Source organism: Micromonospora sp. NPDC000442, assembly GCF_042898635.1.
GTDB lineage: Bacteria > Actinomycetota > Actinomycetes > Mycobacteriales > Micromonosporaceae > Micromonospora.
Map to the genome: position 1 here is coordinate 1 of NZ_JBIAYZ010000003.1, position 26,232 is coordinate 26,232.

Below are 26,232 nucleotides of genomic sequence, written 5' to 3' on the forward strand. Positions count from 1 at the left end.
ACCAAATCTAACTAATTTTTTTTTTGGGGGGGGGGGGGGGCCCCCCCCCCGCCCGGGGGGGGGGCCCGCCCCCCCCCCCCCCGGGGGGGGGGCGGCCGGGGGGGGCCCCCCCCCCCCGGTGAGTTCGCCCGCCCGTGCGCTGACGCACCGCCATGCACGACGGCGGCTTCTCGGGGCTGTCTCGCATCCGGTCTGATCCGACGAGTGGTCCGACATCAGAGAAGGCGCCGCGTGCGGGCGAACTGACGGTCTCGACGAGGCGCGGGTGAGCTGGCACCATGTGCCGATCATGAAGCGGGCCCGGACGGAGAACCTGTTGAACAGCGTGTGGTCGGGGCCGGGTGGGCTCCCGGGGCGATCGGGTCCTCGCCCGGTGGGCAGGATGGCTGTGGCGGCAGGTGCCGCCGTCGTGCTGGCCGTGGCGGCTGGCTGCGCCGACGCGGCGTCGCAAACGTCGGCACCGAGCCCGTCGGCAAGCATGGTGGAGAAGGACCTCCACGCGTGGCTGCACGAGGGCGCGAAGAAAGTCGGTCAGGACACCTACTCGACCCGGCTGACCATGACCCGCAGGGACGTCGAGGGAGCTTCGGTCAGACGAGAGTCGAGATGACGGTGGACCCGGCCAGGTGCCGGAGCGACATGGCTATCCACTTCCCCATTCAGCAACCCGGCCACTTTCAGTGGATCGAGATCAAGACCGTCGACGAAGAGAGTTGGGTGCGGTTCTTCGGCTTCGGGGCGCCTCCCGAGGGGTGGCTACCGGTCGACCTGCCGCGTCTGCTGGGTGCGGACTCCTCGATCTTCATCGGTACGCAGGCGACGGACGATCTGCAGGAACTGGTGAAGACATCGGTCGAGCTGCGGCTCGTCACCGAACGAGCCGTTCGTGGTGTCCTCGACCTCCGTCGGCATCCGCACCTGACCGCCGAACTGCGTGCGGAACTGCCGGCGACCAACACGATGGTGCCCTTCGACGCCACCCTCGACGCGCAGGGCCGGCTCACGAACCTGACGCTGCACTTCGATCAGGTGGAAACGGGCGCCGGTGGGTGGCGGTTTCTCTACCACTCGTTCGGTCGGCGACTACCGATCGAACCGCCACCCGCCAAGGACGTACTCGATCCGGACGACCTCGACCCGCAACTGCTTGCCGAACTGCGCGACGTCGGCTGGTTGTAGGCGGGCCGCCGCCACCCCCACCGCCGGGACTGCCGCGTCTACGATCGGCCGGTGGCCCGATCCCTTGACCGCATCGCCCTCATCTCCGACGTCCATGGCAACCTGACGGCGCTGGAGGCCGTGCTGGCCGACATCGACGCGCGCGGCATCGAGCGGATCTTCAACCTCGGCGACTACGTCGGCAAGGGGCCGCGCGGTCGCGAGGTGATCGAGGTCTGCCGGGAGCGCTGCGAGGTCAACATTCTCGGTAACTGGGACGATTTCCTCCCCGACCCGGACCGGACCTACGACAACGAGGCGATGGCCTGGTGGCTGGCGCAGCTCGCCGACGGCCAGGGCAACTGGCTGCGCGGCCTGCCGTTCTGCCACGACTTCCTGCTGAGCGGGCGGCGGGTCCGACTCTTCCACGCGTCGGCGACAAGCGTGCACCGTCGGGTCCGGTTCGACCACGACGAGGCCGAGTTCCTCGGCATGTTCGCCAACACCCCGGCCACCGGCGACGGACCGGAGCCCTCGGTCGTCGGTTACGGCGACACCCACGATCCGTTCTACGAGGTCGACCGGGAACGCCGGACCCTGTTCAACACCGGCAGCGTCGGCAACTCGATGGGCGATCCGACCCCGGTCTACGTGATCCTCGAAGGTGTCCTGGGCTCCGAGGTCGACGCGCCCTTCTCGATCCAGTTCGTCCGCGTGCCGTACGACGTCGAGGCCGAGTTGGCCGTGGCGGCCCGGTTGGGCATGCCAGAGTTGGCGGGGTACGTCTCCGAGCTGCGGCGCGGCATCTACCGGGGCGCGATGCACGTTCCGGGCGGACCGAGGTACCACCGGCAGCCGAGACCGCAGCAACCGGCCGCGTGACCGGTCCGGAACCACAGACCGTACGCGCGGCGACGGCGGCCGACGCCGGGTGACCTCGCGACGGCCAGCGACCGAAACCCGTAGCCGTCGGGCACCTGCGCAGTTGCGTCCGGATTACCGCGAGAGCGTCGCGTCGAGCATGTCGATGAGCTGCTCGGCCGCCGCCGCCGTGTCGTAGTCGGGATCGTGGAGTTGCTCGGCGACGATCGCGTCGATGCCGCCACCGATGATGATCGCCGTTGTGCGTGCGTCGATGTCGCCGCTGCCGCCGCGCGCGAGCCGGGCCGCGCTGATGAGCTCGGCCAGGGGCCGCCAACGGGCGGCCGGATCCTGGTCGCCGTCGTCGTGCACCATCGCCTCGATGATCATCCGGGTGTGCCGGGGATGCTCACGCAGGTGCCCCACCATCGACCTGACGTACGCGGCGGGCCGGCTCGCGGCGTCGGCGGCCTCGACCGCACCGGCCACGCCTGCGACGAGAGCGGCGAGGGCGTGCTCGTGGGCGGCGCGTACCACGGCGTCCTTGGTCGGGAAGTGGTAGAGCACGGCGGCCTTCGTGATTCCGGCGCGTTCGGCGATGGCGGCCAGTGAGGCGCCCGCGTAGCCCCGGTCGGCGACCAGCTCGATGGTGACCTCGATCAGTTGGGCGCGGCGGGCGCGCTCGATCAGGGTCAGTTCGGCCGTCGCGCCGTCTCGTCTCCTTGTCACCCGCCGAATTCTACCGTACGGTCAAAAAATCTACCGATCGGTTAGGAGGGGTGTCGTGGGTGCCATGAGTGTCTGGTTGAAGAAGGCCGGCAAGCGACTGCGCCCCCGGAGGCGGCGGATCAAGGTGCTCCTGCTCGGGATCGGGCTCAGTGTTTTGGTGATCATCTTCGTCATGCGTACGCCGGCTCCGATCGGTCACTGGGACAGCGCGGACGGCCAGGACCGGTTCCTCCGGGCCTATGCGGAGGCCTTCGCCGCCCTGCCCGACCCGGCGGAGACCATCGACGTACGCACCGACTTCGGCATCGTCCGCGTCTACCGCTTCGCCGGCACCGGCGCGGAAGGCGGCGCGGACACCCCGCTGCTACTGCTGCCCGGGCGTGCCTCGGCCACGCCGGTCTGGGCGGACAACGTGCCGCTGTTGCTGCGGATCAGCGACGTCTACGCCATCGACCTGCTCGGCGAGCCGGGCATGAGCGTGCAGGCCTGCCCGATCGATAGCGACGAGGCGCAGGCCGAGTGGTTGCACCAGACCCTCGATGCGCTCACACCGGACAAGTTCCACCTGGTCGGCCTGTCGATCGGCGGCTGGACCGCGGTCAACCTCGCGCTGCACCGACCGGACCACGTCGCGTCGATGACCGTCATCGATCCGGTGTACGTCTTCGCCGACCTGCCGTTCGGCACCATCGTGCGCTCCATCCCGGCCGCGCTGCCCTGGCTGCCGAGGTCGTGGCGGGACAGCTTCAACTCCTACACCGCCGGCGGCGCGCCCGTCGAGGGCGAGCCGGTCGCCGACATGATCGAAGCCGGCATGCAGCACTACAAGCTCCGGCTGCCGCAGCCCACCCGGATCAACGAGGAACGACTCGGTCGAATCGACCTGCCGGTCCTGGCGATCATCGCCGGGGAATCGGTGATGCACGACCCGCAGTCGGCAGCCGATACCGCGCGCCACAACCTGCCCCGTGGCACCGTACGGCTCTACCCGGGCGCGTCCCACGCCGTCAATGGTGAGCAACCCGACCAACTCGCCGCCGACATCGCCGGTTTCATCGCCTCGCACCCGTGACCGGATTATCGGGCCTCGCCGTAGCCGTCATTATCCGTGGAAGTTTCATCTTTGTTCGCCGGATAGGAAACGTACCCTGTGTCATTCATTCGACGTCGACCGTCCAATCTGTACCGGTCTGCCGGAGTGCGTCCACCGCTTGTCGGGAGGTTTCTGTTCGGAACCGGGTGGCGTAGCGGGTATCGACCGGAGTAAGGTCTGCGTCTGCCACAGAGCGGTCTCCGGCTGAAAGGCAGCTGCTGTCCGCTGGCGAGATTCGTTTTCGCGCGAACCGTTCCGTGATTCACCCCTTTCGGCTTGTGCAGGAGTTTCCGTGCAGCAGGACGCGGTGCAGCCTTCCGGCGATGAACAGAATCAGATTGGCGGCAACTTTTTGCAACCCCGGGCGCGATCGTCCATACCAGAGGTCGACCTTGCGCGAGCAGGTTCGAACCCCGGACGGCTCGCCAACCGTCCGCCCGGCTACCCGAACGCGATCGTCTGGCTGCGGGTCGGCATTCTGCGTGACTGGCGTGGTGTACTGGGCTCCTTTGTCGCCGCCTGGTTCTACGTGCCGGTGGCACTGTTCACCGCGGTGGTGCTCGCAGCGGTCGCGGGCCTCGTGCTGGCGTTCACCGGCGGCGCGGTGTTCGTGGACCAGGTTCCCGACGAGGTTCGGGACGCCCCGGTTATCGGGCGACTGGTCAGTTCCTTCCTGGAACAGTCCGGTGGGGCGATCGGTGCTTTCGTCGGTGCCGCACTTGCGTTCCTGGTCGGTCTGCTGATGGTGCCGGTCCTCCGGTTTAGCGGCGCGGACAGCGGCGTTTCGGTGCTGGCCCAATTGGTCGGGATAGCTGCGGCGGCCATCGTGGTGGGCGTGCTCTACACCCTGTACCGGGTCCTGCTGGAGGATCGACTGCTCCGGGTGTCAGGTGCGCGTGATCTCAGCCGTCGGGAGAAAGAACTGGTCATTCCGATCCTGCAAGAGTGCGCGGAGCGGCTCGGTCTGCCCGGAGTACCGAGACTGCTGGTCGAGGACGATCTGGTCAGCACGAATGCGCGGACGTACGCGCGGCACATTGTCGTCACCACCGGTCTGCTCACTGATCCACGCGACGAGATCGCCGCGCTGTTGAGCCACGAGCTGGTGCACTGGCGTACCGGTGACGAGATCACCTCGGCCTTCGTTCGGGGTGTCGGCCTGCCACTCGTGCTCGTGCACGCCGTACCGACCTGGCTGATGCGCAGGTTTCCGCACCCGGCGACGAACCTGTTCGTCTTCCTTTTCTTCTGGCCAGTCCTGCTGACCATGAAGTACCTGGTCCAGCCGTTGCACCGGGCGGACGTCCGGGCCGCGGAGTACCGGGCGGACCTGGGCGCGGTGGTGACCGGGCACACCGAGGGGCTGCGGGCCGTCCTTGAGCGCCGTAGGTCGTTCGAGAGCGGGCGCAGCGGCTGGGACGAGGCCGTCTGCGCCGAACACCCGCCGAACGAGCTGCGTCTGGAACGGCTGGAGTCGGTCCGGGTAGATGGCGACACCGACGCACCGGAGACCCCGCCTCGGCGGGTGATCGCCTCCGCGGAACTCTTCGGCGGCGACGACCCGGTCGACCTGCGCCGCCCGGCCGTCATCGGTGGGGTCGCTCTGCTCTCCTTCTGCCTGCTCTCCAGCCTGCTGGGCGTCGTGCAGTGGGGCTTCTTCCGGCCGGAGTCCTCCGTCGACGGGTACTTCTCCGCCCTGGCCGACCGCAATGTCGACGACCTGGCCGGGTGGCTGAGCCCGGAGGCCGGCGCCGCCGTACGCGACGACGCTCTTCTCGGCGAGTTGATCAGGTCGGCGGATTACCAGCCGCCCACCGACATCGACATCCGGGCGATCGAGCGGGAGGACGACGACGCTACCGCCACCGTCTCGTTCGTCGTGGGCGAGAGCCGGATGGAGGCGGACGTCATGCTCCGTCGCAACGAGGAGTCGAAGCTCGGCGTGTTCAAGGGCTGGCACGTCGTCGGCGGCGTCTCGACCCTCTCTGTCGCCGCCGGACAGCAGGGTCTCATGATCAACGGCGTGCCGGTGCCGGAGGGCCTGCAGGAGCAGACGGTGCTCTCGGTGCCCGGGGTCCACGTCGTGACCGCTGCCGCCAACCCGCTCAGCGAGGTGGCGCCGCAGCGCATCACCGTGCTGCCCGGCACCGACTTCGACACGCCGATCTACGCGGTCCCGGAGTTGAAGCCCTCCGCCCGGAGCAGCATCGACGCACAGGTGAAGACGTACCTGGACGAGTGTGCGCGGCAGACCGAGGCCGCACCGCAGGGCTGCCCCTTCCGGTTGTCCGGGTACCAGGACGCCAAAGACCTCAAGTGGACGATCGACAGATACCCCACCACGCAGATCGACGTGATCGGTCCGGCGTCCGCACAGGTCTCGACGCCGTACGACGGGCAGGGCGAGGTGCGGGTCAGCGGTACCTACCAGTCCTTCTTCGGCAAGGAGACGTTCACCGAGAACTACGTCGTGGACGTCGCCGGTGTCGTCACCGCCACCGGCGACGAGCTCACCTTCCAGCCCGGTGTCGACGAGTGAACAGGAGCATCGGGTGACCGACACGTATCCGACGGCGAGGCAGCCCGTGCGGCTACAGATGATCACCGATCGGCGGCAGCCCGCCTCGGTCTCGCTGATCGACTGGATCCACCGTCGCCCGGAGTTCCGTACGGGTGTGCGGGACCTGGGCGCACGGACCGGCGGCCGGGCCGGCTTCAGCGAAGCTGTGATCATCGCGGTGGTGGCGCAGAGCCTGCTGCCCGGTCTCTTCGCCCTGCTGCAGACCTGGCTGAGCCAGCAGCCCAGCGGCGCCACCGTCCGGATGCGCATCGGTGAGTCGGAGGTGGAGATTCAGGTGACCGGGCGCACCGATCCCAGGCAACTGCTGGAGCAGGTCACCCGGACCATCCAGGAGAACCCCGGCCCCGAACCACCTCACCCGGGCCGGGGCGTCACCGCTTAGCTCTCGCCGGCTGGACGAGCCGACGCTCAGAAGAGGGTTGTCGGTTCGACCGGGACCGGTTCGGGCAATGGCGCCAGCGCCGGTACGCGGGCGCGTACCTCGTCGTGGAAGCGGCGGGCCAGGGGCGGCGCATCGGCGTTGTCCGGGGTGTGGATGAAGACGGTGGGCGACCGGCCCTCGCGCAACCACTCGGCGGTGACCTCCACCCACCGTCGCCAGCCCTCGACGGTGCGCTCCGGATCGTCGCGACCGAGGTAACGGATGATCGGTCGGGCGGTGAGCGCGACCGTACGCGGCGGCATCCTCGGCTTCTTCGTCCAGGCGTCCCGCTCGGCGTCGCTTGTCGGCGGGTCGGCGAAGAACGCGGTGGTGTCGAACGGTATCCACTCGGCGTCCGTCTCGGCCAGGGTGGTCTCCAGCAGCCGGGTCGCGCGGCGGTCGGTGAAGAAAACCGGGTCGCGCACCTCCACCGCGGGGTGGTGGGCGGCGGGCAGGCGGCGCAGGAAACGGGCGAGCGTCGGTACGTCGTCCGGGCCGAAGGAGCCGGGCAACTGGACCCAGAGGGCGTACGCCCGGGAGCCGAGTGGCTCGATCGCGTCGAGGAAGGTGCGCATCGGCTGGTCGACGTCGGTGAGGCGGCGCTCGTGGGTGACCACTTTTGGCAGCTTCATCAGGAAGCGGAAGTCGGGTTCGGTCTGCTCCGCCCAGGACGCGACCGTCTCGCGGGCCGGCGTGGCGTAGAAGGTGGTGTTGCCCTCGACCGCGTCGCACCAGCCGGCGTAGTGCCGGAGCCGCTCATGCGCCGGCAGTGGATGGGGGAGCAGCCTGCCCTGCCACGACCGATGGGTCCACATCGCACACCCGACGTGCAGTCGCATGGCCACCTGTTCAGCCGGCGTCGACGCGGTCGACGGTGATGGAGGAGACGCCGCCGGTGGCGTCGATATCGTAACGGTCCGTGGCGGAGTTCCACTCCGGCGGGGTGAAGGTCGTGCCGCCGGCCACCCCCGAGTGGGTAGTGCCGTCGATGGTGACCGAACCGGCGCCGCCGCCAGCGCGTACCTGCACGGGAGCGTCACCGGCCAGGCGGACGACGACCTGGCTCGCCCCGCCGCCGAGCAGGGTCCGCTGAGTCCCCTCGGGGGCGGGCAGCGTCAGTTCGACCCGGTTCGCGCCGGCGGTGAACTCGACGTCGCCGAGCTGCGCGCCGCGCAGGTCGAGGTGCTGCTCCTTGGCGCCACCGCTGAGCCGGACGTGCCAGCGGACCGAGTCGGCCAGCACCACCTCCACGACCGCCGGGCCGTCCAGGTCGGTGCCGCGCAGGCTGGTCAGCAGGCTTCCGTCGGTGAGGGAGACGGCGGGACGGACGCTGGCGTCGCGGGGGGTCGACACCCGGTACGCGTCGTCGCCGAGGTCGGCGGTGCGCACCTGGACCACGTCGGCACCGTCGAGCAGGACGAAGGTGGCCTCCCGCAGATCGCCGACGGCACCGGTGACGACGTGACCGTTGCGGCCGTCACCCCGAACCGACACCCACGTCCAGGTGGCGACCACCACCACCACGATGACCAGTACGGCCGCACCGATCCACCACCACAACCGTCGTCCGCCGGCTGCCTGAGCGTTCTCCACGTCGCCTCCCGTACATCGATGACCGCACGGGTTACTACCCGCCTGTCACCGACTCTTACGCGTGGGACGCCAGGCGGGCTCACCGCGGGCAGCGCCCGGTGTGCTTGCGGACGCTCGGTGTGCGCCGCGACATCGACTCCGGCCCGGAAGCAACATGGGTTGGAGCCGACATGTCTGAGCGACATGATTATGTCGTTCAGACATGTCGATGCAGAAGCTTATTGGCTCAGGCGGTCACTACGGACGGTGGTGACGTCAGGCGCGGGACCACTTCTGGTTGGGGGTGCCGGCGCAGTCCCACAGTTGCAGCCGGCCGCCGTTGTTCGGGTTGTTGTCGCGTACGTCGACACAGCGGTTGGCGTTGAGGTTGACCAGGTCACCGGCGGCGTTGAGGGTGAAGCGTTGCGCCGGGTTGCCGTTGCAGGCGACGAGGTTGACCTCGGTGCCGTTGGCCGTGCCGGCCCAGGCCGGGTCCATGCACTTGCCCATCGCGCGGATCGTGCCGTCGGCGGCGAAGGTCCACGCCTGCGCGGCGGTGGTGTTGCAGTCCCAGACCTGTAGCGGCGCGCCGTCGACCGGGTTGGCGCCGGGGATGTCGATGCACCGGCCGCTCTGCTGTCCCCGGATCCGGGTGGTGCCGGTGTTACCGTCCGGGACGTAGCCGTAGACCCGGACGTAGTCGACGAGCATCTGCTGCGGGAACTGGGTGCTGCCGTCGGGGTAGCCGGGCCAGTTACCACCGACGGCCACGTTGAGGATCATGAAGAAGGGGTGGTCGAAGACCCAGCGGTTACCGCCGAGCCGGCTCGGGTCGACCCGGAAGAACTCCGACCCGTCGAGATACCAGCGGATGATGTTCGGCTCCCAGTCCACCCGGTAGGTGTGGAAGCTGTCGGCCAGTGGCTGCCCAATGGTGCGGCTGCCGGTGATCCCGCCGCCGCCGGAGTAGCCCGGCCCATGGATGGTGCCGTGCACGGTGTTCGGCTCCCGCCCGACGTTCTCCATGATGTCGATCTCGCCGGAGGCCGGCCAGCCGACGTCGCCGAAGTCCCGGCCGAGCATCCAGAACGCCGGCCAGATGCCCTGCCCTCGAGGGATCTTGATGCGCGCCTCGAACCGGCCGTACGCCTGGCTGAAGGTGGCCGCGGTCAGCAGCCGGGCCGAGGTGTACTCGCACCGGCCGTAGTGGCACTGGTAGTTGGCCGGGTTCTCCCGGCGGGCGGTGATGACGAGGTTGCCCTGGCCGTCGTGCACCGCGTTGCTGGTGCTGTTGGTGTAGTACTGCCGTTCGTTGTTGCCCCAGCCGTGGCCGCCGATGTCGAAGCGCCACTTGGACTGGTCGACCGGGGTTCCGGCCGGCGAATTGAACTCGTCCTGCCAGGTGATCCCGCCGATCGCGGCGGCGGCCGGTGCGGACTGCACGGGTAGCAGGAGCGCGCTTGTGACGAGGGCCGCGCCCAGGGCGGCGGCTGCCCGCCGGAGGCTGCGGGAGGTGGCGTACACGATGGGATCTCCTCGGGGTGGAGGGACGGATGCGCTGGCGAGGCGGTTGGAGAGCGCTCTCCACATCCGAGTCTGTCGATTTCGACAGAATTAGTCAAGGTTGTTAACAGCTATCATCCGGCCGGGCTTGCGGTAAGCGTGCGTCAACCGGTGGTTGACGCACGCTTACCGTCAACCTAAAGTTGACGCATGACTGAACCCGTGCAGATGAGCAACCCGGTCCGGCTCGACGACCTGATCCAGACCATCAAGCGGACCCGTACCGACGCCCTCGACCAGCTCAGTGACGCCGTCATGATCGCCGACCACATCGGTGAGGTCGCCGACCACCTGATCGGCCACTTCGTGGACCAGGCCCGCCGCTCCGGGGCGTCCTGGACCGAGATCGGTCGCAGCATGGGGGTGAGCAAGCAGGCCGCCCAGAAACGTTTCGTGGCCTCGGCGTTGGATCCGCAGGAAGGCTTCCAGCGGTTCACCCCACGCGCCCGCAACGTGGTGATGGCCTCGCAGAACGAGGCGAAGGCCGCCGGTAACGCCGAGATCACCCCGGCGCACCTGGTGCTGGGCCTGCTGGCCGAGCCGGAGGCGCTGGCCGCCAGGGCGTTGGCCGCCGGCGGTGTGTCCGTCGAAGCTGTGCGCGAGGCCGCCACGGCGGCGCTGCCGCCATCCTCGGAGGAGGTCCCGGACCTGATCCCGTACGACACCGCCGGCAAGAAGGCCCTGGAGCTGACCTTCCGCGAGGCGCTGCGGCTCGGGCACAACTACATCGGCACCGAGCACATCCTGCTGGCCCTGCTGGAGCAGGAGAACGGCGAGGGCGTGCTCACCGGCCTCGGTGTGGACAAGGCCGCCACCGAGGCGAACATCGTGGCGGCCCTGGCCAAACTGCGGACCTTCGAGTAGCCGGTCAGGGCTCGACGGGGAAGCCGTACCGGGCGGCGTGCTCCGGGTCAGCCGGATCGATCTGGCGTAGCCCGGCGTCGGCGAGGCGCTTGTTCACCTCGTCGAGCTGCTCGCGCACCAGCCGGGCCTCCTCCTCGGTGACCCGCCCCCGGTGCGGCCGACCCGCGTGCTCGATCGTGCCGTAGTCGATCTTCTCGGCGCTGCGGCGGGTCTTCGGCGGGCGTACCCGCTCGGCGGTCTTCAGCAACTGCGCCATCGGCACATCGGTGGCCATTGCGTCGAACTCGCTCGCGGTCAGCACCACCCGACGCGGCTCACCGTGGCCGTGCCGGTCATGGATCTCGACCACCGCCACGTCCAGTGCCGCGTCGTCGATGCTCTCCACCTCCATCGGGGTGGCGTCCAGTTGCACGGGCCCGGCCACCAGGTCAGGGTGCTCGAGAACGACGATGCGAACCGCCTCGTCGTCGGCACCCAGCACCGTGCCGCTGAAGTCGGAGACGTGGATCGTCTTCTTGCCCATGGATGTGCCAGCTCCCGTCGTGACCGTCGAAGGACCAGCAGACGTTACCCGACAGGTGTGCGAAAGCGCGCGCTGGCTCGCCGCCCTACAGGCTTCCTCGGCGCGCCACCCACTCGGTCGGCTGACCGGTGATCGCGGCGATCCGGTCGTAGTCGGCGTCGTAGTGCAGCACAGTCGCTCCGTGCACCTCTGCGGTCGCCGCGATCACCAGGTCGGGTAGTCGGAAGTTGCGATGCTGGCTGTCCGCGGCGAGCATGCGGTGCACGGCGAGAGCGCGATCCATCGCCTCGGTTGTCACGTCCATCCACCGGTGGCCGCGCAAGGCTTGCCACAGGATCTCGTACCCCTTCGGATGAGGAGCATTGTTGAGGAACTCGAGAGCTGCCATGTGACAGGTCGCCAGTCGTCCCTCGGCCAGCAACGTCTCAAAGCGGCGTCGGACCGCCGGATATCGCCCCTGAAGCACGAACACCGACGTGTCGGCGAGATAGATCGCTCCTGCCATCACGCGGCCTCGGAGTCGCGCGCATCCTCGACTAGTCGACCGAGATCCCGGCCGCCGCCGTAGCGCCACGCCTCTGCGGAGTCGGTGAAGTCCATCTCCACCTGATCGAATGCGGAGACGATCTCCCGTGCCTGGCGACGCAGGGCAAAGGCGTGCAAGGCGGCGTTGATGGTCGCCACCTTGGTCTCGGTGCCGAGCACCTCGCGGGCTGCCTCAAGCCACTCGTCGTTCACGTCCACGGTGATGCGTGTCATGCCCACAATCATACGCCAGACAGGCGGCTTTCAAGGCACCAAGATTGCGTTGTGGTTGGTGCGTCAGTGCGGGTTCAGGTGGTGCCGAATGGGGCCGGCAGGCAGGCTGTTCAGCTCGCCCCAGGAGAGCGCGCCAGGACGAGTGCGGTGACCCCGGTACGACGCCTGGGCCGGGAAGCGGCCGGTGAGACCGTGGTTGCGCCAGGCGCGCTCGGGGTCCTGCTGATCACGGTCCTGCGGCTGTTTCTGCATGCCCCCACCGTTCCAAAGAAAGTTGTACATGTATGGAAATGAATATGACGGTCGATCGATCGTTCAGGTTCCCCGGAACGGGCCCACCTACGCCCCGAACTGACCGCGTCGTCGTACGGTGAGCGGCGTCGGCGGTGACGGACCGGGAGGTGTTGATGCTCGATCGGCGGCTGCACCTTCACCTGGCGACCTGGCTGGGGCAGTGGCCGGCCGGCCCGGGCCTGCACGTGGTCGGGTCCGGGCGGCGCACGCGACCCGCCTGGGACGGTCGGCCGCGTCCGGCCATCGCGGTCCACGCCGGGGCGAGCGGCGTGCTCTCCGTGGCGCCCGACCGGGTCGCGAGCGTGCGTGAGCTGGCCCGGCACCCGGACGGTCTGCTGAAGGCGCTGCCGGCGGCGGTCGGCTATCCGGGTTGGGCGGTGCACGACGACGTGTTCCGGTGGAGTGTGGCGCCGGCGGCGCTGCCGGACGTCGGTGAGTGGGTGCCTCCCACCACCGCTGGCCTGCCCTCCTGGCTGCGGCTGTTCGACCGGTCGGTGCTCATCGTGTGCGACCACCGGGGCCGCTACCTGGCCGGCGTCGGGATCAAGCGCCATGACCGGCACGGACACGAGTTGGCGGTGGGCACCGTCCCGGCGGCTCGCGGCCGTGGGCTGGCCCGACGGCTGGTGGCCCAGGCGGCTCGCCGGGTCCTCGACGACGGTGCCGTGCCGACCTATCTGCACGACCGGCGCAACGGCGCCTCGGCGCGGGTGGCGGAGGCCGCCGGATTCCCCGACCGCGGCTGGCGCTCCTACGGTGTGTACCCGAGCTGAACGCCGACCGGCAGGGCGCGGACCGTGGATCCCGGGCCGGATCCACGGTCCGCAGCCTCCCCCCAGGTCCGCGTGAGGCTTCGGTGCCGATCACGCTACGTATCCAGAACCCTCTCGGCAAGCTGCCGCCGCCGTCTCCTTGCTGTCCAATTGTGGACTTGACCTGGGGAAAAACAGCTCCCCCGCTCGTCTCGGTCAGTGACGCAGGGTGCTAATCAGGCTGACGACCTGTTGCGTCACTGGCCGCAGGACGCGCAGTCGCGACAGCTTCACCAGTCGGTCGACAAGCGGCACCGCGCCGTCGATCAGTTGCCGGGTCCGGGTCTGTCCCGGTGAACGGTCGTAGACCCAGAAGAGCACCACGCCCATGTAGGCGAGCCAGAGCAGCTCGGGCAGTTGGGGGCGCAACTCCGCGTCGACCTTGGCGGTGGAGCCGGTCAGCACGTCGGCGTAGAGGCCGATGGCCGCCTCGCGGGGCCCGGAGGACTCCGCGGAGAAGGGGCTCAGCGGCGAGGTGGGTTCCGCGGCGGTCTTGAAGAAGCTTGCCGCGAACTCGTGTGACGGGGTCAGCACGTCGATGCCCGCGTGCAGCACTCCGCCCAGCCGGGCGGCGAAGTCGGATTCGCGGTCGAGCACCGGCTGTGCCGCCGCCCGGTGTTCCGTCTGGGTGCGGGTGTAGAACTCCTGGATCAGGTGTTCCTTCGACTGGAAGTAGTAGTAGGCGTTGCCGACCGCGACGCCGGCCTCCGTCGCGATGGCGCGCATGGTGGTGCGGGCGTAGCCACGTTCGCGGAACAACCGCATCGCGGTCTCCAGGATCAGCTGCCGCGTGTGCTCGCCCCGGGCGGTCGCCGCCTCACCCGCAGCGGTCGTCGGCACAGTCTGGTCGGTCATTCCGGTCACCGTATCCCGTCGCACCGCCGGTCGGCTCCGGCGACGGCTCGCGGACCCGCTCGCGTACCGCGGAGGCGGCGGCCACCACCGTGCGGGCCAGTGGCAGCAGGTGCGGGCGGGCGAGGCGCTGGGCCGTCTCCCGATGGTCGGCAAGTGCCCACAGGCACGCGAACCAGGCGCCGTCGCCCGCGTACACCTCACCGGTGTCGGCGATCACCGTGAGATCGCGCAGCGTCGCGTCGTGGTCCAGGCCCGGGAAGCGCAGCCGGGCGGTCGCCGAGCCGGCCGGCACGAACTCCAGGGGTACGAGCTGGGCGCGCGACGCCAGCCAACTCCGCGCGGCCCGGCACAGTGGGCAATGCGCGTCGTAGAGGACGGTGAGGCGCCGGATGCCACCGCCCCCGTGTGCGGTGGCATCCGGCAGTCCGTCTGTCCCGCCCCGACCCGGCATTGTCATCGGGCCGGCGGCGTGGGCGGGGCCGGCGGGGTGCCCTGACCGGGTACGGCGGGTGGGACCCCCTGGCTCGGCGCGGCGGGTGGGGTGCCCTGGCCGTGCGGCACCGGCGGGTAGGCGTGCTGCATCGGGAGCCGACCGACCGGAGCCAGTGGCGGATGGGTGGCGAGCTGGCGCAGCCGGTTCCGCCGGTACCGGCCCAGGGCGAAGACGTTGAAGAAGTGCAGCGCGCCAAGCACGAGCAGCACCAGCCCGATCTTCAACGAGAGTTCCTCCATCGCGACGCTTGTCGAGCCGACGGGCTCGGAGTGCCGCATCGCCACCGTGACGTAGCCGAGGTTGAGCAGGTAGAAGCCGACCACGAGCAGGTTGTTCACCGCCCGTGCGAGGCGTTCGTCGGCGAACACCTCGTCGAGGAAGACCATTCCGTTGCGAGTGAGCGCCCGCGCCACCCAGACGGTCAGACCGATGCTGATCGTCAGGTAGGCCAGGTACATCCAGACCTTGGTGTCCATGTGTCGACCCAATCTTGAACGCGTTCAACTTAACGGACGTCAGCGTACGGCAGAAGTTGAACGCGTTCAAGATGGAGGAGTGGCTCAGCGGGCCAGGCCGAGTACCTCGGCGGCGGCCCGGCCGTTGGCGTGGCTCGCGCCGTACGTGGTGACGAAGGCCCGCACGGCGTCGGGGCGCCAGGTGGCCGGCCAACCCATCTCCACCACGGCCACCGGATGTGCCGCGGCCAGCGCACTGGCCAGTTCCGGGCCGCCGGCCAGCCGGTGCAGGTGGCGGGCGACCAGGACGATCGGCCGGTCGCCGGCGCGTCGGCGCAGATCGGCCGGGTCCGTCTCGGCGGCGACCACCCGGATCTGCTCGGTGGCGTCGAGGTGCGGGCCGAGTCCCCACGGCACCCGGCCCTCGGCGATCGTGGAGTTGGCGTGCAGGTGCACCACGAGCGACCGGTCCAGCCCGGTCAGCACGCCCTCCACCCGCACCGCTCGGCGGGCCGCCGCGTACCCGAGGTCGGTGGGGGTGGCGGTGCTGCGGTCGGCGGTCCGGGTCCAGGCGGCGAGGTCCGCAGCGCGGCCGGCGGCCTGTTCGACGCGGGTCCGCTCCAGCCGGCCGTCGCCGAGCGCGGACACGATCTCGGCGACGACCCGCTCGACCAGGTCGGCGTCGACCTTGGCACCGATGCAGAGCAGGTCGGCACCGGCGGCGAGGGCGCGTACCGCCCCGGGGGCGATGCCTCCGGCGGCCAGGGCCGCGCCCTTCATCTCCAGCGCGTCGGTGACGATGACACCGTCGAAGCCGTACTCGTGGCGCAGCAGGTCCACAAGTACGGCCCGGCTGAACGTGGCGGGTCCGTCCCCGGTCAGCGCGGGTACCCGGATGTGTGCGGTCATCACCGCCTTCGCCCCGGCGGCGACCACCGCGGCGAACGGGGGCAGGTCCCGCTGCCGCAGCAGGTCGGGCGCGACGTCCACGGTGGGCAGTTCGTGGTGGGAGTCCGCCACGGTCGCCCCGTGGCCGGGGAAGTGCTTGGCGCAGGCCGCCACCCCGGCGGCCTGGAGCCCGGTGGTCGCGGCGGCGGCGTGTGCGGCGACGCTTTCCGGGTCGGCGCCGAATGATCGGGTGCCGATGATCGGGTTGTCGTCCGCGGTGTTCACATCGACCGTGGGCGCCAGATCGAGGGTGATGCCCAGGCTGGCCAACTCGGCGCCGATGGCCTGGTAGACCTGGCGGGTGAGTGCCACGTCGCCGATCGCGCCGAGCGCGGCGTTGCCCGGGTACGGGCTACCGGTGGCGTGCGCCAGCCGGGTGACGTCGCCGCCCTCCTCGTCGATGGCGATCAGTACGTCGGGCCGGCCGCTGCGCAGCGCCGCCGTGCTGGCCGACACCTGCACCGCGTCGTGGACGTTGCTGCCGAACAGGGTGTGCCCGGCGAGCCCGGCGGCGACCAGGTCGACGGCCCACTCGGGCGGCACCGGCCCCGGGTACGCGGCCAGCAGGGTGCCCAGCGCCAGCCGGCGCAGTCCTGGATCCAGCCCCACGCGTGCTCTCCTCTCGCTGCCGGCCGGCGCGGGTCTCGTACCGGGTCGGCGGAGGGTCGCATTCCCGCGTGGCCGATACGCTACGGCTTACCCGTTCGCCTGTCGGTCTACAGTTACTTAAAAGCTTAAAGGTTAGCAAAGTTTACTAATACTTGAGGACAGATGGCATGAGTGCGACCCGGCTGCCCGGCACCCCACGTCTGTTGCGGGCCCTGAACGACCGCGCGGCGCTGGAACTGCTGCTGGAGCAGGGGCCACTGACCCGGGCCCGGATCGGCGAGCTGACCGGCCTGTCCAAGGTCACCGCCTCGCAACTGGTGGAGCGGCTGGAGGAGCGCGGGCTGGTCACCCGCGTCGGCGAGCAGGCCGGCGGGCGAGGGCCGAACGCCCAGCTCTACGCCGTACGACCCGGCAGCGCTCACGTGGTCGGTGTCGACGTGGGCCCGGAGCGGGTGGTGGCCGCCTGCGCCGACATCACCGGTGCGGTCATCGGCCGGGTCGAGCAGTCCACCCAGGACACCGATGACCCGGTCGGCGTGGTGCACAACGCGGTGGTCCGGGTGGCCGGCAGCGCCGGGGCGCAGTTGTCGAGCGTACGCCGGATCGTGCTCGGCACCCCCGGCCTGGTCGATCCGGGCACCGGCGACATCACCTTCGCGTACAACCTGCCCCGCTGGCATCGTGGTCTGCTCGCTGCGTTGCGGGACGACCTGGACACGCCGGTCGTCTTCGAGAACGACGTCAACCTGGCCGCGGTGGCCGAGGCGCAGTCCGGTGCGGCCCAGGGCCTGGCGGACTTCGTCCTGGTCTGGGTGGGTGCCGGTGTCGGTCTGGCGATCATGTTGGGTGGGCGGCTGCACCACGGCAGCAGCGGTGCGGCCGGTGAGATCGGGTACCTGCCGGTGCCCGGCGCACCCATCCCGCGCGACGTCTCGCGGCGGGCGAAGCCGGCCTTCCAGCAGTTGGCCGGCGCCGACGCGATCCGCGGCCTGGCCCGGGAGCACGGCTACCCGGACGCTGCCGCCGCCGACGCGGTCCGGGCCGCGATCGCCGACGGCACCTCGGGTGGGCCGATGCTCGACGAGGTGGCCCGCCGGCTCGCCCTCGGCGTGGCAAGCACCTGCGTGGTGCTGGATCCGCCGCTCGTGGTGCTCGCCGGGGAGGTGGGGCAGGCCGGCGGGGCGGCCCTGGCCGAGCGGGTGCAGCACGAGGTCGCCGCGATCACCCTGGTACGCCCCCGGGTGGTGCCCACCGGCCTGACCGAGGAGCCGATCCTGCACGGCGCCCTGCGCACCGCACTGGACGCCGTCCGCGACGAGGTCTTCGACTCCACCATCACCTGACCACGGCCACCTTTTCGCCGTTGATCATGAAGTTGTTGGTCTGGGAAGCGCTTGCCTGTGACAACAACTTCATGATCAACCTGGGTGGTTGGGGCGAGCCGGTCAGATCAGGTCGCGGCGGCGGAAGAGGGCGAAGGCCGAGGCGCTGAGGCCGGCGGTGAGCAGCAGGAGCACCGCCAGGGCGGGCTGCCAGGTGAGGGTGTAGCTGCCGTCGCAGTAGCCGTCGGTGACGGTCCGGCAGGCCGTACTGTCCCAGAATCGGACCTCTCCGGCCAGCCACGCGCCGACGTAGCTGGCGAGCATGAGCTGATCGGGTCGGGCCACCTCGAGGATCTGCAACACGATCCGCCCACCGAGCTCCCACACCACCAGGTACGCGGCCACCGCGCCGAGCGCCGCCGCGGTGTGCCGGCCCATCGTCGCGATGGCGAAGCCGGTCGCCGCCGCGAGCAGCACCAGCGTCAACCCGCGACCCCAGATCGCGCCCAACTCGGCCCAGAAGGCCACGTTTGTCGGCCCGGGATAGCCGGCGACCTGGGCGATGACCCAGAAGGTGACGAGATAGGCAAGGGTGGCGAGCACCGACACCGTGAGCACCGCACCGAGCAGCGTGCCGAGCTTGGCCCCGAGCACGGTCAGCCGGCGTGGTCGCCACAGCAGCAGGTTTACCACTCCGCCGGAGTTCAAGTCGGCACCGATGTACGAGGCGCCGACCAGAAACCCGAAGAGCACCAGGTACGCCACCAGGAAGTAGAGCAGCGGCTCGGCCTGCCGGGTGAAGGTGAACACCCCGGTAAGGAAGTCGGCGGCCACCGGCAACCGGTCCCGCAGCGCCGGATCCAGCTCGGAGCAGTCCGGCGGCAGGTAGAAACTCTCGTCGCCGGGGAGCGATTCGCCCCGCTCCCGGGCCAGGCACCGCTCGTGCTGCAACTCCATGCCGCGCAGGTTGGCGGTGGCCTGCCGCTGCGCCTCGGCCAGCTCGACGGCGGAGGGTTGGTGCGACCCGGCCAGCGTGGTCGCCGCGGTCACCCCGAACGCCAGCATCAGCAGGACGATCATCAGCTGTACGAAGCGGCGGGCACCGAGCCGCTCCACCTCGGCACGGATCAGGTTCATGCGTCCACTCCCCGCATCCCGAGGTCGATCTCCTGGTCGGCGGCCGGACTGCCCGGCGGTGCCGAGCCGTCCACCTGCCGAGGAACAGCCGGGTGGGCGGGGGTGCCGGTCAGCTCCAGGAAGACGCTCTCCAGATCCGGCCGCAGCGGCGTCAGCTCGCGTACCCAGACCCCCTGCTCGCCCAGCGTCCGGCTCACCACGGTCGGATCCGGCACCCCGCTGACACCAGATGGTCGGCGTGCCCGGTGACGGCCAGCCCGGCAGCCAGCAGCAGCTCCTCGGCCCGGCCCAGGTCGTCGGCGCGGACCAGATGCTCGTTGTGGTCGAAGCCGGCGAGCACCTCCGCCACCGGGCCGGCCGTCACCCGCCGGCCGTGCGAGATAATCGTGACGTGGTCGCAGATCAGCTGGATCTCGGCCAGGATGTGGCTGGAGAGCAGCACCGTCACGCCGTTGGCCGCCAGCGCCCGCACGAGATCCCGCATCTCCCGGATGCCCGCCGGGTCGAGCCCGTTCGCCGGCTCGTCAAGTATCAGCAGCTCGGGTCGCTTGAGCAGCGCCGAGGCCACCGCCAGTCGCTGCTTCATGCCCAGCGAGTAGCCCTTCACCCGCTCGTCGCCCCGGTCGGCCAGCCCGACCTGCTCCAGCACCTCGTCCACTCGGGCGACCGGTACGCCGCCGGCAAGGGCGAGCAGCCGCAGCGTCCGGTACCCGGTGAAGTTGCCGTAGAACTGCGGACTCTCCACGATCGCCCCGACCCGGCCGGCGACCTGCGGCAACTGCTCCGGCGCGTTGGCGCCGAGCACCCGCATCCGTCCGTCGTCGGCGCGTACCAACCCGAGCAACGCACGCAGGGTGGTCGTCTTGCCCGAACCGTTCGGCCCGAGGAAGCCGTGCACCTGGCCGGCCTCGACAAGCAAATCGAAGCCGTCGACCGCGATCCGTCGCCCGCGACGCAGGCTGTGGAAGGTCTTCCGGAGACCTTCGATCTCGATGACCCCACTGGTCATGGGCGATCCTCCGGGTGGGGTGAGCAACGACACGGCGCCTCACCCTACGGCGGCGACGCCCGCCCGTGGGGGCACCTCGGCGGTGCGTGGTTGGATGGGCTGGTGACTGGTGACCTGATCCCTGGCGCCGCCGGCGCCGCACCCGCCCCCTCGCCCGTGGACGCGGATCTGGTGGTCAGCCTCGACGGCGTCGCCGTACGCCGGTCCGGCACCGCCCTGCTGCACGACGTCGACTGGCGGGTGGAGCTGGACGAACGCTGGGTGGTGCTGGGGCCCAACGGCGCGGGCAAGACCACCCTGCTCAACCTCGCCTCCGGACGACTGCACCCGACCACCGGCACCGCCCACGTGCTGGGCGAGCGGATCGGCCGCACCGACGTGATGGAGCTGCGTACCCGGATCGGCCTGTCCACCGCCGCGCTGGCCGAGCGGTTGCCCGCCCAGGAGCGGGTCGTCGACGTGGTGATGACCGCCGCCTGGTCGGTGGTCGGCCGGTGGCGAGAGAGCTACGACCCGGCCGACGAGGCTCGCGCCCGGGCGTTGCTTGACCAACTGGGCGTCAGCGCGTTGGCCGACCGGGCGTACGGCACGTTGTCGGAGGGGGAGCGCAAGCGGACGCAGATCGCCCGGGCGCTGATGACCGACCCGGAACTGCTGCTGCTCGACGAGCCGGCGGCCGGGCTGGACCTGGGCGGCCGGGAGGACCTGGTCGCCCGCCTCGCCGACCTGGCGCAGGATCCGGACGCTCCGGCGTTGGTCCTGGTCACCCACCACGTCGAGGAGATTCCCCCGGGTTTCACCCACGCGCTGCTGCTGCGCGACGGTGCCGTGATGGCGCAGGGCTTGCTCCAGGACACCCTCACCGCCGACAACCTCACCAAAACCTTCGGGCTGCCGCTGCTCGTCGAGCGCAACGGCGACCGCTACACCGCCCGCGCCGCCTGAGGCGACGCCCGCGCGAACCGGGAGGTGCCCGTGCGACAGACCCGCGTCGTGGTGGTGGGCAGCGCGAACATGGACCTGGTCGCCACCGCGGAGGCGCTGCCCCGGCCGGGGGAGACCCGGCTCGGCACCGACTTCGTCACCGTGCCCGGCGGCAAGGGAGCCAACCAGGCCATCGCCGCCGCGAGAGCCGGCGCCGCAAGCGTCTTCCTCGGCGCGATCGGCTCGGACGCCTTCGGCGTGACCCTGCGGGCCCGGATCACCGCCGCCGGGGTCGACACCAGCCAGTTGCGCACCACCTACGGCGCATCCGGGGTGGCCCTGGTCATGGTCAACGCCGAGGGCGAGAACGCGATCCTGGTGACCCCGGGGGCGAACACGTCGCTGACCGACCTGACCGCAACCGAACTCGCCGCCGTACGCGACGCCGACGTGCTGGTCGCGCAGCTGGAGATCCCGGTGGAGACGGTGACCGAAGCGGCGGTGACGGCCCGCGCCGCCGGTACCCGGGTGGTGCTCAACGCGGCACCGGCCGTGCCGCTCCCGCCGGAGCTGCTCGCCGCCGTGGACGTGCTGGTCGTCAACGAGAACGAGGCGCAGGCGTACACCGGGCGGGGCCGGGAGGATCCGCGTGCGTTGCTGGACCTGGTGCCCCGGGCGGTGTTGACCCTCGGCGCGGAGGGTGCCTGGTACGGCGACCGGGACGGTACGGCGGTGCACGTGCCGGCGGTCAAGGTGGACACGGTCGACTCGACGGCTGCCGGTGACGCCTTCACCGGTGCGCTCGCGGTGGCCTGGGGCGAGGGACGTGACCTGGTGGACGCGGTGCGCTGGGCCTCGGCCGGCGGTGCCGCCTGCGTACGCCGGCTCGGTGCCAGCGTCTCCCTGCCGCACCGGGTCGAGATCGACCAGCTGTACGTACCCGCGTCCTGACCGGATCAGCGTCGCTCGGTCGGGTCGTGCCGGCCCACCCGCCGGGCACCCGGAACGGCGTCGACGCCGGTCCGGAACGCGCGGCGGTACGCCGACGGTGAGGTCCGCATCGCCCGGGTGAAGTGGTGACGGTAGGTGACCGGGGCGTCGAAGCCGACGGCCGTCGCGATCTGCCCGACCGGCGCGTCGGTGGCCTCCAGCAGCGCCAGGCTGGCCCGGACCCGTTGCTCGACCAGCCACCGGATGGGGCTGGTGCCGGTGGCTCTCGCGAAATGCCGTAGATAGGTGCGGGTCGACATGTGGGCCTGCCGGGCCAACCGGGCCACGGTGAGCGGCTCCGCCAGGTGCGCCAGCGCCCAGTCGATGCTGCTGGCGATCCGGTCGTCGTCCGGGTCCACCGTCACCGGTGCCTCGATGAACTGCGCCTGGCCGCCGTCACGGTGCGGCGGAATGACCAGCCGGCGGGCCACCGCGTTGGCCACGACCGAGCCGTGGTCACGTCGCACGACGTGCACGCACAGGTCGAGGCCGGCGGCACTGCCGGCACTGGTGAGGATGTCGCCGTCGTCGAGGTACAGCACGTCGGCGTCGACCGTGACCCGCGGGTACCGGCGGGCCAGCAGGTCCGCGTACCGCCAGTGGGTGGCGGCCCGCCGACCGTCGAGCAGCCCGGCACCGGCCAGCGCGAAGGCGCCCGAACAGATGGACAGCAGTCGGGCACCGGCTCGGTGTGCCAGGCGTAGGGCCGCGACCAGTTCCGGCGACGGTGTGCCGTGCACGTCGGGCACGCCGGGAACGATGACGGTCGCGGCGGCGGCCAGCACGTCGAGGCCGTACGGGCTGTGCAGGCTGGCACCGCCGAGCAGCGGAACGGGGCCCGGTCGCTCGGCGCAGAGCCGCAGGTCGTACCAGGGCACGTCGAGTTCCGGCCGGGGCAGCCCGAAGACCTCCGTGACGATCCCGGTCTCGAAACCCGACATCCCGGGGTACGCGAGCACGGCCACGCTACGGTCGACCGGATCCATGGCCGGATGTTAGCGGAGTAAGGCGTTGCCGCCACTGGCCCACCGCTCGGCCGCGGCCGACCATCGAAGACATGACCCGAGCCTTCGCCGTACCGGCTGCCGAACCGTCCACCGCCGTCGCCCATTTTCTGGACCGACTGCGCTTCGAGACCGACGTGGCCGACGTGCACGCCGACCTCAGCGCGGTCGTGCCGGACCTGGTCGTGGTCGATTCGCGCGGTGACGCGGCCTGGGCGCAGGGCCACCTGCCCGGCGCCGTGCACCTGCCCACCGAACTGATCGCCGAGCGGGCCGCCGGGGCGGTGCCACCCGGCGCGCGCGTGGTCACCTACTGCTGGGGGCCCGGCTGTGACGGCGCCACCCGGGCCGCGCTGGAGTTCGCCCGGCTCGGCTACCCGGTCAAGGAGATGCGCGGCGGCTACGAGTACTGGGTCCGGGAGGGCCTGCCCGTGGCGACCGCCACGGGACTCACCCACCGGCCGGTGGACGACCTGACCGCCCCACGAACCGCTGCCGCCTGCGACTGCTGACCGCCGCCCGTCAAGCGGGGCGGACCGACCATCACGGGCCGGGTGGTCAGCCGGCGTCGTCGTTGAGCTTCTCGCCCCGCCTGCGCAGCATCGACAGGCCGGGGATGCCCGCCACCGCGAGTTTGAGGTCCCGGGTGACGTCGAGCAGGTCGTGCAGGTCCGGGCCGACCCGGTCCAGGGTGGCCAGGATCGGCAGGACGTCGGCGGTGAGGTGCTGCCGCAGCTTCGGCAACTCGTCGACCAGCCGGACCGCCGCGGTCACCTCCTCGTGGCTGAGTTGCTCGACGAAGTGGTTGGCCATCGGGGCGGCCCGTCGCAGCGCCGGCTCGTACGCCTTCAGCAGTTCCGCCGCGGTGGCGGCAGCCTCCGCCGCCGTACCCACGGTCTCGGCGGCCCGCCCGGCCACCGACCGCGCCGACTCCACGACGACGGCCGCCGCTGCGGCCACCTCAGTGGCATTGTCCACGGCGGCGGTGGCGGCGGCACTGATCACCGCGACCTCACGGACCGCCACCTCGGCGTCGGTGACCATCTGGTCGGTCCGGTCCAGGGTCTGCTCGACCCGGTCCACCACGCCGTTGATCCGGGCGAGCAGCGCCTCCACCTCGTCGAGCACCGCGAACGCGCGGGACGGGATGGCGGCGAAGGACGCGGCCTGGTCGAGGGCGGAACGGGTGAGACCGAGAACCGCGGTCGGCCGGGGAAGGGGGAGTGCCATGGGATCAAGTGTGCGTCGGGCGGGCCACCACAGCCCGACGACGGGTTTCAACGATCGCTCTGCTGCTCGACGGCGCGCTGCACCGCCCGGTAGATCTGGCCGAACCGCAGCGCGTCCGGCGTGCGCAGCACCAGCACCTCCTGCCGCCGGTACTGCACCCACAGTTCCAGCACCCGGTTGCCGCGTTCGTAGGAGCGGTCCAGCCAGCCCAGGGGTATCTCCAGGAACGGGACCAGGGCGAGTGGGACGATGACGCACGCGGCGAGCACGATCAGCGCCGGCAGCCACTCGCCCCGGTCCTGCGCGGACCAGGCCAGCGAGAGCACACAGATCAGCCCTACCAGTGGGGGCAGGGACAGCAGCAGAACCAGGACGCCCCGACCGAGAACCCGACCGCGTACGGCGAGGGTGGTGCGCCCTTTCGCATGCCAGACGTAGGTGACCTCGGTGATCGGGATGACGTGCCCACCGGCCCGGATCGCCTCGGAGGTCACCTGTACCGCGTCGTCCCGGTAATAGAGCGCCATCACTAAGCCTAAGCACCACCGGGCAACCTTTCGTAGTCAGATGGGCGCTCAGCGTCGACGGGGTGGTATCGGTCGGCCGACCTCCATGGCCCGTTGCACGGCCCGGTAGATCTGCCCGAAGCGCAGCGCGTCCGGTGTGCGGAGCAATTGCACGGGACGGCCGCGCCAGCGGATCCAGACCTCCCGCTGCCGGCTGCCCCGGGTGTAGGAACGGTCGAGGTGCTCGAAGAGGAAGTCGGCGACCGGCCCGACCGCCAGCCCGACCAGCACGGAGGCCCCGATGATCGCGATCGTGACGGTCGCCGAGCGGTCCAACCAGACGGCCAGCGCGACTCCGGCGGCGGCGGCCACCAGCGGGGCGACCATCGCGGCACCGATGGCGCCGCGCCCGGCCAGCACCCGCCAGGAGCGGGTGCCGTGGTGGTGCCAGATCTCGGTGATCTCGGCAAGCGGGTAGACCCGGCCTTCGACGGTCACCGCGGCTGAGGTGACCCGCACCAGCCGGTCGTCGTAGTAGGTGACCACGGAACGCCTGTCGGCCGGCCCGGGTGCCGCACGCGGGTAAGCGGCCGGCGTCGCGGCACGGCCACCGCGCGGCTCGGGCTGACCAGGGTTCATCGTGCGACTCCCGACTGACGGGGCTGGCACCAGACTACTTACCCCAACGAGCCGGGTCGTAAGGTTGGCACGCGACTTCGACGAGGAAGTGAGGCTCAGCGTGGGCGAGTTCGTGCGGCTGGAGACCTGGGACGGCATCGGCACCATCCGGCTGGAGCGGCCGCCGATGAACGCCCTCAACACCCAGGTGCAGGAGGAGTTGCGCGCCGCCGCGACCGCCGCGACCGCCGACGACGGCGTCCGCGCGGTCATCGTGTACGGCGGCGAGAAGGTCTTCGCGGCCGGCGCGGACATCAAGGAGATGGCGGACATGTCCTACGTGGACATGGCGGGGCGGGCCGCCGACCTGTCGAGCGCGCTCGGCGCGATCGCCCGGATCCCCAAGCCCGTCGTCGCCGCGATCACCGGCTACGCCCTCGGCGGCGGCTGCGAACTGGCGCTGGCCTGCGACTGGCGGGTGGTGGCCGAGGACGCCAAGCTCGGCCAGCCCGAGATCAAGCTCGGCATCATCCCCGGCGCCGGGGGTACCCAGCGGCTTGCCCGGCTGGTCGGGCCGGCCCGCGCCAAGGATCTGATCATGTCGGGTCGGATGGTGGACGCGCAGGAGGCGCTGCGGATCGGCCTGGCCGACCGGATCGCCCCGGCGGCCGAGGTGTACGACACCGCGGTGGCGATGGTGCGGCCGTATCTCACCGGTCCGGTGCAGGCGCTGCGGGCGGCGAAGCTGGCCGTCGACGGTGGCCTGGACATGGATCTGAACTCGGGTCTGGCCTGGGAGAGCCAGCTCTTCGCGGCGCTGTTCGCCACCGACGACAGGCGTGAGGGAATGGCGGCCTTCGTGGCGAAGCGGAAGCCGGACTTCACCGGACGCTGAGCATGCC

30 protein-coding genes and 1 pseudogene are annotated in these 26,232 nt (G+C 70.7%); 13 read left to right on the plus strand and 18 right to left on the minus strand.

The genetic code is table 11. The annotated features are described in order from the left end of the window. Nucleotides 1-382: 382 nt before the first annotated feature. From ACFY2A_RS04885 to ACFY2A_RS04895, 3 genes are read left to right on the plus strand one after another with little or no spacing between them, the layout of a single operon-like run. Nucleotides 383-610, plus strand: a complete 228-nt coding sequence (locus ACFY2A_RS04885; RefSeq protein ID WP_387168588.1) for a hypothetical protein — start codon at nt 383-385, stop codon at nt 608-610. A 29-nt stretch (nt 611-639) separates the two neighbouring features. Next, nucleotides 640-1,179, plus strand: a complete 540-nt coding sequence (locus ACFY2A_RS04890) for a hypothetical protein (protein WP_387168591.1) — start codon at nt 640-642, stop codon at nt 1,177-1,179. 51 nt (nt 1,180-1,230) lie between these two features. Further along, complete coding sequence (locus ACFY2A_RS04895; protein ID WP_387168594.1) at nt 1,231-2,040, plus strand: metallophosphoesterase family protein; 810 nt, start codon at nt 1,231-1,233, stop codon at nt 2,038-2,040. 114 nt (nt 2,041-2,154) lie between these two features. Here the strand turns inward: ACFY2A_RS04895 and ACFY2A_RS04900 are convergent, their stop codons facing one another. Next, entirely contained in the window at nt 2,155-2,748 is a 594-nt protein-coding gene (locus tag ACFY2A_RS04900; protein WP_387168596.1) for a TetR/AcrR family transcriptional regulator, read from the minus strand. 64 nt (nt 2,749-2,812) lie between these two features. Between ACFY2A_RS04900 and ACFY2A_RS04905 the strand changes: the two genes are divergently transcribed. The 3 genes from ACFY2A_RS04905 (at nt 2,813) to ACFY2A_RS04915 (ending at nt 6,804) form a co-directional block, all read left to right on the plus strand. After that, entirely contained in the window at nt 2,813-3,820 is a 1,008-nt protein-coding gene (locus tag ACFY2A_RS04905; protein WP_387169468.1) for an alpha/beta fold hydrolase, read from the plus strand. A gap of 313 nt (nt 3,821-4,133) precedes the next feature. Then, a complete protein-coding gene (locus ACFY2A_RS04910) occupies nt 4,134-6,380 on the plus strand; it encodes a M48 family metalloprotease (RefSeq protein ID WP_387168599.1) in 2,247 nt (748 codons plus the stop codon). Between the two features lie 13 nt (nt 6,381-6,393). Next, complete coding sequence (locus ACFY2A_RS04915; RefSeq protein ID WP_387168602.1) at nt 6,394-6,804, plus strand: hypothetical protein; 411 nt, start codon at nt 6,394-6,396, stop codon at nt 6,802-6,804. A 26-nt stretch (nt 6,805-6,830) separates the two neighbouring features. Here the strand turns inward: ACFY2A_RS04915 and ACFY2A_RS04920 are convergent, their stop codons facing one another. From ACFY2A_RS04920 to ACFY2A_RS04930, 3 genes are all read right to left on the minus strand, one after another. Then, a complete protein-coding gene (locus ACFY2A_RS04920; RefSeq protein ID WP_387168605.1) occupies nt 6,831-7,658 on the minus strand; it encodes a DUF72 domain-containing protein in 828 nt (275 codons plus the stop codon). Nucleotides 7,659-7,692: 34 nt separating this feature from the next. Further along, complete coding sequence (locus ACFY2A_RS04925; protein WP_387168608.1) at nt 7,693-8,436, minus strand: hypothetical protein; 744 nt, start codon at nt 8,434-8,436, stop codon at nt 7,693-7,695. Nucleotides 8,437-8,691: 255 nt separating this feature from the next. Then, on the minus strand, nt 8,692-9,939 hold the full coding sequence (locus tag ACFY2A_RS04930) for a ricin-type beta-trefoil lectin domain protein (protein ID WP_387168611.1): 1,248 nt from the start codon (nt 9,937-9,939) through the stop codon (nt 8,692-8,694). A gap of 189 nt (nt 9,940-10,128) precedes the next feature. On the opposite strand from ACFY2A_RS04930, the gene ACFY2A_RS04935 reads away from it, so the two are divergent. Further along, a complete protein-coding gene (locus ACFY2A_RS04935; RefSeq protein ID WP_363916740.1) occupies nt 10,129-10,842 on the plus strand; it encodes a Clp protease N-terminal domain-containing protein in 714 nt (237 codons plus the stop codon). Between the two features lie 4 nt (nt 10,843-10,846). Here ACFY2A_RS04935 and ACFY2A_RS04940 read toward each other — a convergent pair whose 3' ends face one another. The 4 genes from ACFY2A_RS04940 to ACFY2A_RS04955 form a co-directional block, all read right to left on the minus strand. Further along, nucleotides 10,847-11,365 (minus strand): hypothetical protein, encoded by a 519-nt coding sequence (locus tag ACFY2A_RS04940; protein ID WP_387168615.1) that lies wholly within the window; start codon nt 11,363-11,365, stop codon nt 10,847-10,849. Nucleotides 11,366-11,450: 85 nt separating this feature from the next. After that, on the minus strand, nt 11,451-11,870 hold the full coding sequence (locus ACFY2A_RS04945; RefSeq protein ID WP_387168618.1) for a PIN domain nuclease: 420 nt from the start codon (nt 11,868-11,870) through the stop codon (nt 11,451-11,453). Next, nucleotides 11,870-12,124: a type II toxin-antitoxin system VapB family antitoxin gene (locus ACFY2A_RS04950; protein WP_093401820.1), complete on the minus strand. Its 255-nt coding sequence runs from the start codon at nt 12,122-12,124 to the stop codon at nt 11,870-11,872. Before ACFY2A_RS04950 ends, ACFY2A_RS04945 begins: the two co-directional genes overlap by 1 nt. Nucleotides 12,125-12,187: 63 nt before the next feature. After that, nucleotides 12,188-12,376, minus strand: coding sequence for a DNA repair protein (locus tag ACFY2A_RS04955; protein WP_387168621.1), 189 nt, complete (start codon nt 12,374-12,376; stop codon nt 12,188-12,190). Between the two features lie 155 nt (nt 12,377-12,531). Here ACFY2A_RS04955 and ACFY2A_RS04960 point away from each other — a divergent pair, with 155 nt between their 5' ends. After that, complete coding sequence (locus ACFY2A_RS04960; RefSeq protein ID WP_387169470.1) at nt 12,532-13,191, plus strand: GNAT family N-acetyltransferase; 660 nt, start codon at nt 12,532-12,534, stop codon at nt 13,189-13,191. 195 nt (nt 13,192-13,386) lie between these two features. Here ACFY2A_RS04960 and ACFY2A_RS04965 read toward each other — a convergent pair whose 3' ends face one another. The 4 genes from ACFY2A_RS04965 to ACFY2A_RS04980 all read right to left on the minus strand — a co-directional run bounded on the left by ACFY2A_RS04965 (nt 13,387) and on the right by ACFY2A_RS04980 (nt 16,590). Next, nucleotides 13,387-14,085: a TetR/AcrR family transcriptional regulator gene (locus ACFY2A_RS04965; protein ID WP_387168624.1), complete on the minus strand. Its 699-nt coding sequence runs from the start codon at nt 14,083-14,085 to the stop codon at nt 13,387-13,389. Next, nucleotides 14,048-14,542: a thiol-disulfide oxidoreductase DCC family protein gene (locus tag ACFY2A_RS04970; protein WP_387168627.1), complete on the minus strand. Its 495-nt coding sequence runs from the start codon at nt 14,540-14,542 to the stop codon at nt 14,048-14,050. The genes ACFY2A_RS04965 and ACFY2A_RS04970 overlap by 38 nt, the downstream gene beginning before the upstream one ends. Beyond that, the gene (locus ACFY2A_RS04975) at nt 14,539-15,054 is read right to left on the minus strand and encodes a hypothetical protein (protein ID WP_387168630.1); all 516 of its coding nucleotides are present in this window, start codon (nt 15,052-15,054) and stop codon (nt 14,539-14,541) included. Before ACFY2A_RS04975 ends, ACFY2A_RS04970 begins: the two co-directional genes overlap by 4 nt. A gap of 84 nt (nt 15,055-15,138) precedes the next feature. Next, nucleotides 15,139-16,590: a glycoside hydrolase family 3 N-terminal domain-containing protein gene (locus ACFY2A_RS04980; RefSeq protein WP_387168633.1), complete on the minus strand. Its 1,452-nt coding sequence runs from the start codon at nt 16,588-16,590 to the stop codon at nt 15,139-15,141. 167 nt (nt 16,591-16,757) lie between these two features. On the opposite strand from ACFY2A_RS04980, the gene ACFY2A_RS04985 reads away from it, so the two are divergent. After that, the gene (locus ACFY2A_RS04985) at nt 16,758-17,933 is read left to right on the plus strand and encodes an ROK family transcriptional regulator (RefSeq protein WP_363916756.1); all 1,176 of its coding nucleotides are present in this window, start codon (nt 16,758-16,760) and stop codon (nt 17,931-17,933) included. 102 nt (nt 17,934-18,035) lie between these two features. Here ACFY2A_RS04985 and ACFY2A_RS04990 read toward each other — a convergent pair whose 3' ends face one another. Together ACFY2A_RS04990 and ACFY2A_RS04995 are read right to left on the minus strand one after the other, a co-directional pair. Then, nucleotides 18,036-19,049: an ABC transporter permease gene (locus ACFY2A_RS04990; RefSeq protein ID WP_387168637.1), complete on the minus strand. Its 1,014-nt coding sequence runs from the start codon at nt 19,047-19,049 to the stop codon at nt 18,036-18,038. Continuing rightward, nucleotides 19,046-20,058: pseudogene (locus ACFY2A_RS04995) on the minus strand (ABC transporter ATP-binding protein). The gene ACFY2A_RS04990 and the pseudogene ACFY2A_RS04995 overlap by 4 nt, the downstream one beginning before the upstream one ends. Before the next feature lie 102 nt (nt 20,059-20,160). Here ACFY2A_RS04995 and ACFY2A_RS05000 point away from each other — a divergent pair. After that, on the plus strand, nt 20,161-21,003 hold the full coding sequence (locus ACFY2A_RS05000) for an ABC transporter ATP-binding protein (RefSeq protein WP_387168640.1): 843 nt from the start codon (nt 20,161-20,163) through the stop codon (nt 21,001-21,003). Nucleotides 21,004-21,033: 30 nt separating this feature from the next. Continuing rightward, the gene (locus ACFY2A_RS05005) at nt 21,034-21,933 is read left to right on the plus strand and encodes a ribokinase (protein WP_387168643.1); all 900 of its coding nucleotides are present in this window, start codon (nt 21,034-21,036) and stop codon (nt 21,931-21,933) included. A 5-nt stretch (nt 21,934-21,938) separates the two neighbouring features. Here ACFY2A_RS05005 and ACFY2A_RS05010 read toward each other — a convergent pair whose 3' ends face one another. After that, nucleotides 21,939-22,958, minus strand: a complete 1,020-nt coding sequence (locus ACFY2A_RS05010; RefSeq protein WP_363916766.1) for a helix-turn-helix domain-containing protein — start codon at nt 22,956-22,958, stop codon at nt 21,939-21,941. A 71-nt stretch (nt 22,959-23,029) separates the two neighbouring features. Between ACFY2A_RS05010 and ACFY2A_RS05015 the strand changes: the two genes are divergently transcribed. Beyond that, nucleotides 23,030-23,488, plus strand: a complete 459-nt coding sequence (locus tag ACFY2A_RS05015; protein ID WP_387168646.1) for a rhodanese-like domain-containing protein — start codon at nt 23,030-23,032, stop codon at nt 23,486-23,488. 46 nt (nt 23,489-23,534) lie between these two features. On the opposite strand, the gene ACFY2A_RS05020 is transcribed toward ACFY2A_RS05015, so the two are convergent. From ACFY2A_RS05020 to ACFY2A_RS05030, 3 genes are read right to left on the minus strand one after another with little or no spacing between them, the layout of a single operon-like run. Further along, nucleotides 23,535-24,206 (minus strand): hypothetical protein, encoded by a 672-nt coding sequence (locus tag ACFY2A_RS05020; RefSeq protein WP_387168649.1) that lies wholly within the window; start codon nt 24,204-24,206, stop codon nt 23,535-23,537. A 47-nt stretch (nt 24,207-24,253) separates the two neighbouring features. Beyond that, on the minus strand, nt 24,254-24,733 hold the full coding sequence (locus ACFY2A_RS05025) for a DUF6232 family protein (protein ID WP_387168652.1): 480 nt from the start codon (nt 24,731-24,733) through the stop codon (nt 24,254-24,256). Nucleotides 24,734-24,781: 48 nt separating this feature from the next. Continuing rightward, nucleotides 24,782-25,258 (minus strand): DUF6232 family protein, encoded by a 477-nt coding sequence (locus ACFY2A_RS05030; RefSeq protein ID WP_387169472.1) that lies wholly within the window; start codon nt 25,256-25,258, stop codon nt 24,782-24,784. 193 nt (nt 25,259-25,451) lie between these two features. Between ACFY2A_RS05030 and ACFY2A_RS05035 the strand changes: the two genes are divergently transcribed. After that, the gene (locus ACFY2A_RS05035) at nt 25,452-26,225 is read left to right on the plus strand and encodes an enoyl-CoA hydratase-related protein (RefSeq protein WP_387168655.1); all 774 of its coding nucleotides are present in this window, start codon (nt 25,452-25,454) and stop codon (nt 26,223-26,225) included. Nucleotides 26,226-26,232: the final 7 nt, after the last annotated feature.

Excerpts from the sequence above, each read along its gene's own strand:
- ACFY2A_RS04960 (WP_387169470.1), top strand. The coding sequence starts at position 12,532 with ATGCTCGATCGGCGGCTGCACCTTCACCTGGCGACCTGGCTGGGGCAG.
- ACFY2A_RS04890 (WP_387168591.1), top strand. The coding sequence starts at position 640 with ATGGCTATCCACTTCCCCATTCAGCAACCCGGCCACTTTCAGTGGATC.
- ACFY2A_RS04950 (WP_093401820.1), bottom strand. The coding sequence starts at position 12,124 with ATGACACGCATCACCGTGGACGTGAACGACGAGTGGCTTGAGGCAGCC.
- ACFY2A_RS04885 (WP_387168588.1), top strand. The coding sequence starts at position 383 with ATGGCTGTGGCGGCAGGTGCCGCCGTCGTGCTGGCCGTGGCGGCTGGC.
- ACFY2A_RS05020 (WP_387168649.1), bottom strand. The coding sequence starts at position 24,206 with ATGGCACTCCCCCTTCCCCGGCCGACCGCGGTTCTCGGTCTCACCCGT.
- ACFY2A_RS04955 (WP_387168621.1), bottom strand. The coding sequence starts at position 12,376 with ATGCAGAAACAGCCGCAGGACCGTGATCAGCAGGACCCCGAGCGCGCC.
- ACFY2A_RS05015 (WP_387168646.1), top strand. The coding sequence starts at position 23,030 with ATGACCCGAGCCTTCGCCGTACCGGCTGCCGAACCGTCCACCGCCGTC.
- ACFY2A_RS04920 (WP_387168605.1), bottom strand. The coding sequence starts at position 7,658 with ATGTGGACCCATCGGTCGTGGCAGGGCAGGCTGCTCCCCCATCCACTG.
- ACFY2A_RS04945 (WP_387168618.1), bottom strand. The coding sequence starts at position 11,870 with ATGGCAGGAGCGATCTATCTCGCCGACACGTCGGTGTTCGTGCTTCAG.
- ACFY2A_RS04970 (WP_387168627.1), bottom strand. The coding sequence starts at position 14,542 with ATGACAATGCCGGGTCGGGGCGGGACAGACGGACTGCCGGATGCCACC.
- ACFY2A_RS04935 (WP_363916740.1), top strand. The coding sequence starts at position 10,129 with ATGACTGAACCCGTGCAGATGAGCAACCCGGTCCGGCTCGACGACCTG.
- ACFY2A_RS05010 (WP_363916766.1), bottom strand. The coding sequence starts at position 22,958 with ATGGATCCGGTCGACCGTAGCGTGGCCGTGCTCGCGTACCCCGGGATG.
- ACFY2A_RS04985 (WP_363916756.1), top strand. The coding sequence starts at position 16,758 with ATGAGTGCGACCCGGCTGCCCGGCACCCCACGTCTGTTGCGGGCCCTG.
- ACFY2A_RS05025 (WP_387168652.1), bottom strand. The coding sequence starts at position 24,733 with ATGGCGCTCTATTACCGGGACGACGCGGTACAGGTGACCTCCGAGGCG.
- ACFY2A_RS04990 (WP_387168637.1), bottom strand. The coding sequence starts at position 19,049 with ATGAACCTGATCCGTGCCGAGGTGGAGCGGCTCGGTGCCCGCCGCTTC.
- ACFY2A_RS04905 (WP_387169468.1), top strand. The coding sequence starts at position 2,813 with ATGAGTGTCTGGTTGAAGAAGGCCGGCAAGCGACTGCGCCCCCGGAGG.
- ACFY2A_RS04965 (WP_387168624.1), bottom strand. The coding sequence starts at position 14,085 with ATGACCGACCAGACTGTGCCGACGACCGCTGCGGGTGAGGCGGCGACC.
- ACFY2A_RS04975 (WP_387168630.1), bottom strand. The coding sequence starts at position 15,054 with ATGGACACCAAGGTCTGGATGTACCTGGCCTACCTGACGATCAGCATC.
- ACFY2A_RS04940 (WP_387168615.1), bottom strand. The coding sequence starts at position 11,365 with ATGGGCAAGAAGACGATCCACGTCTCCGACTTCAGCGGCACGGTGCTG.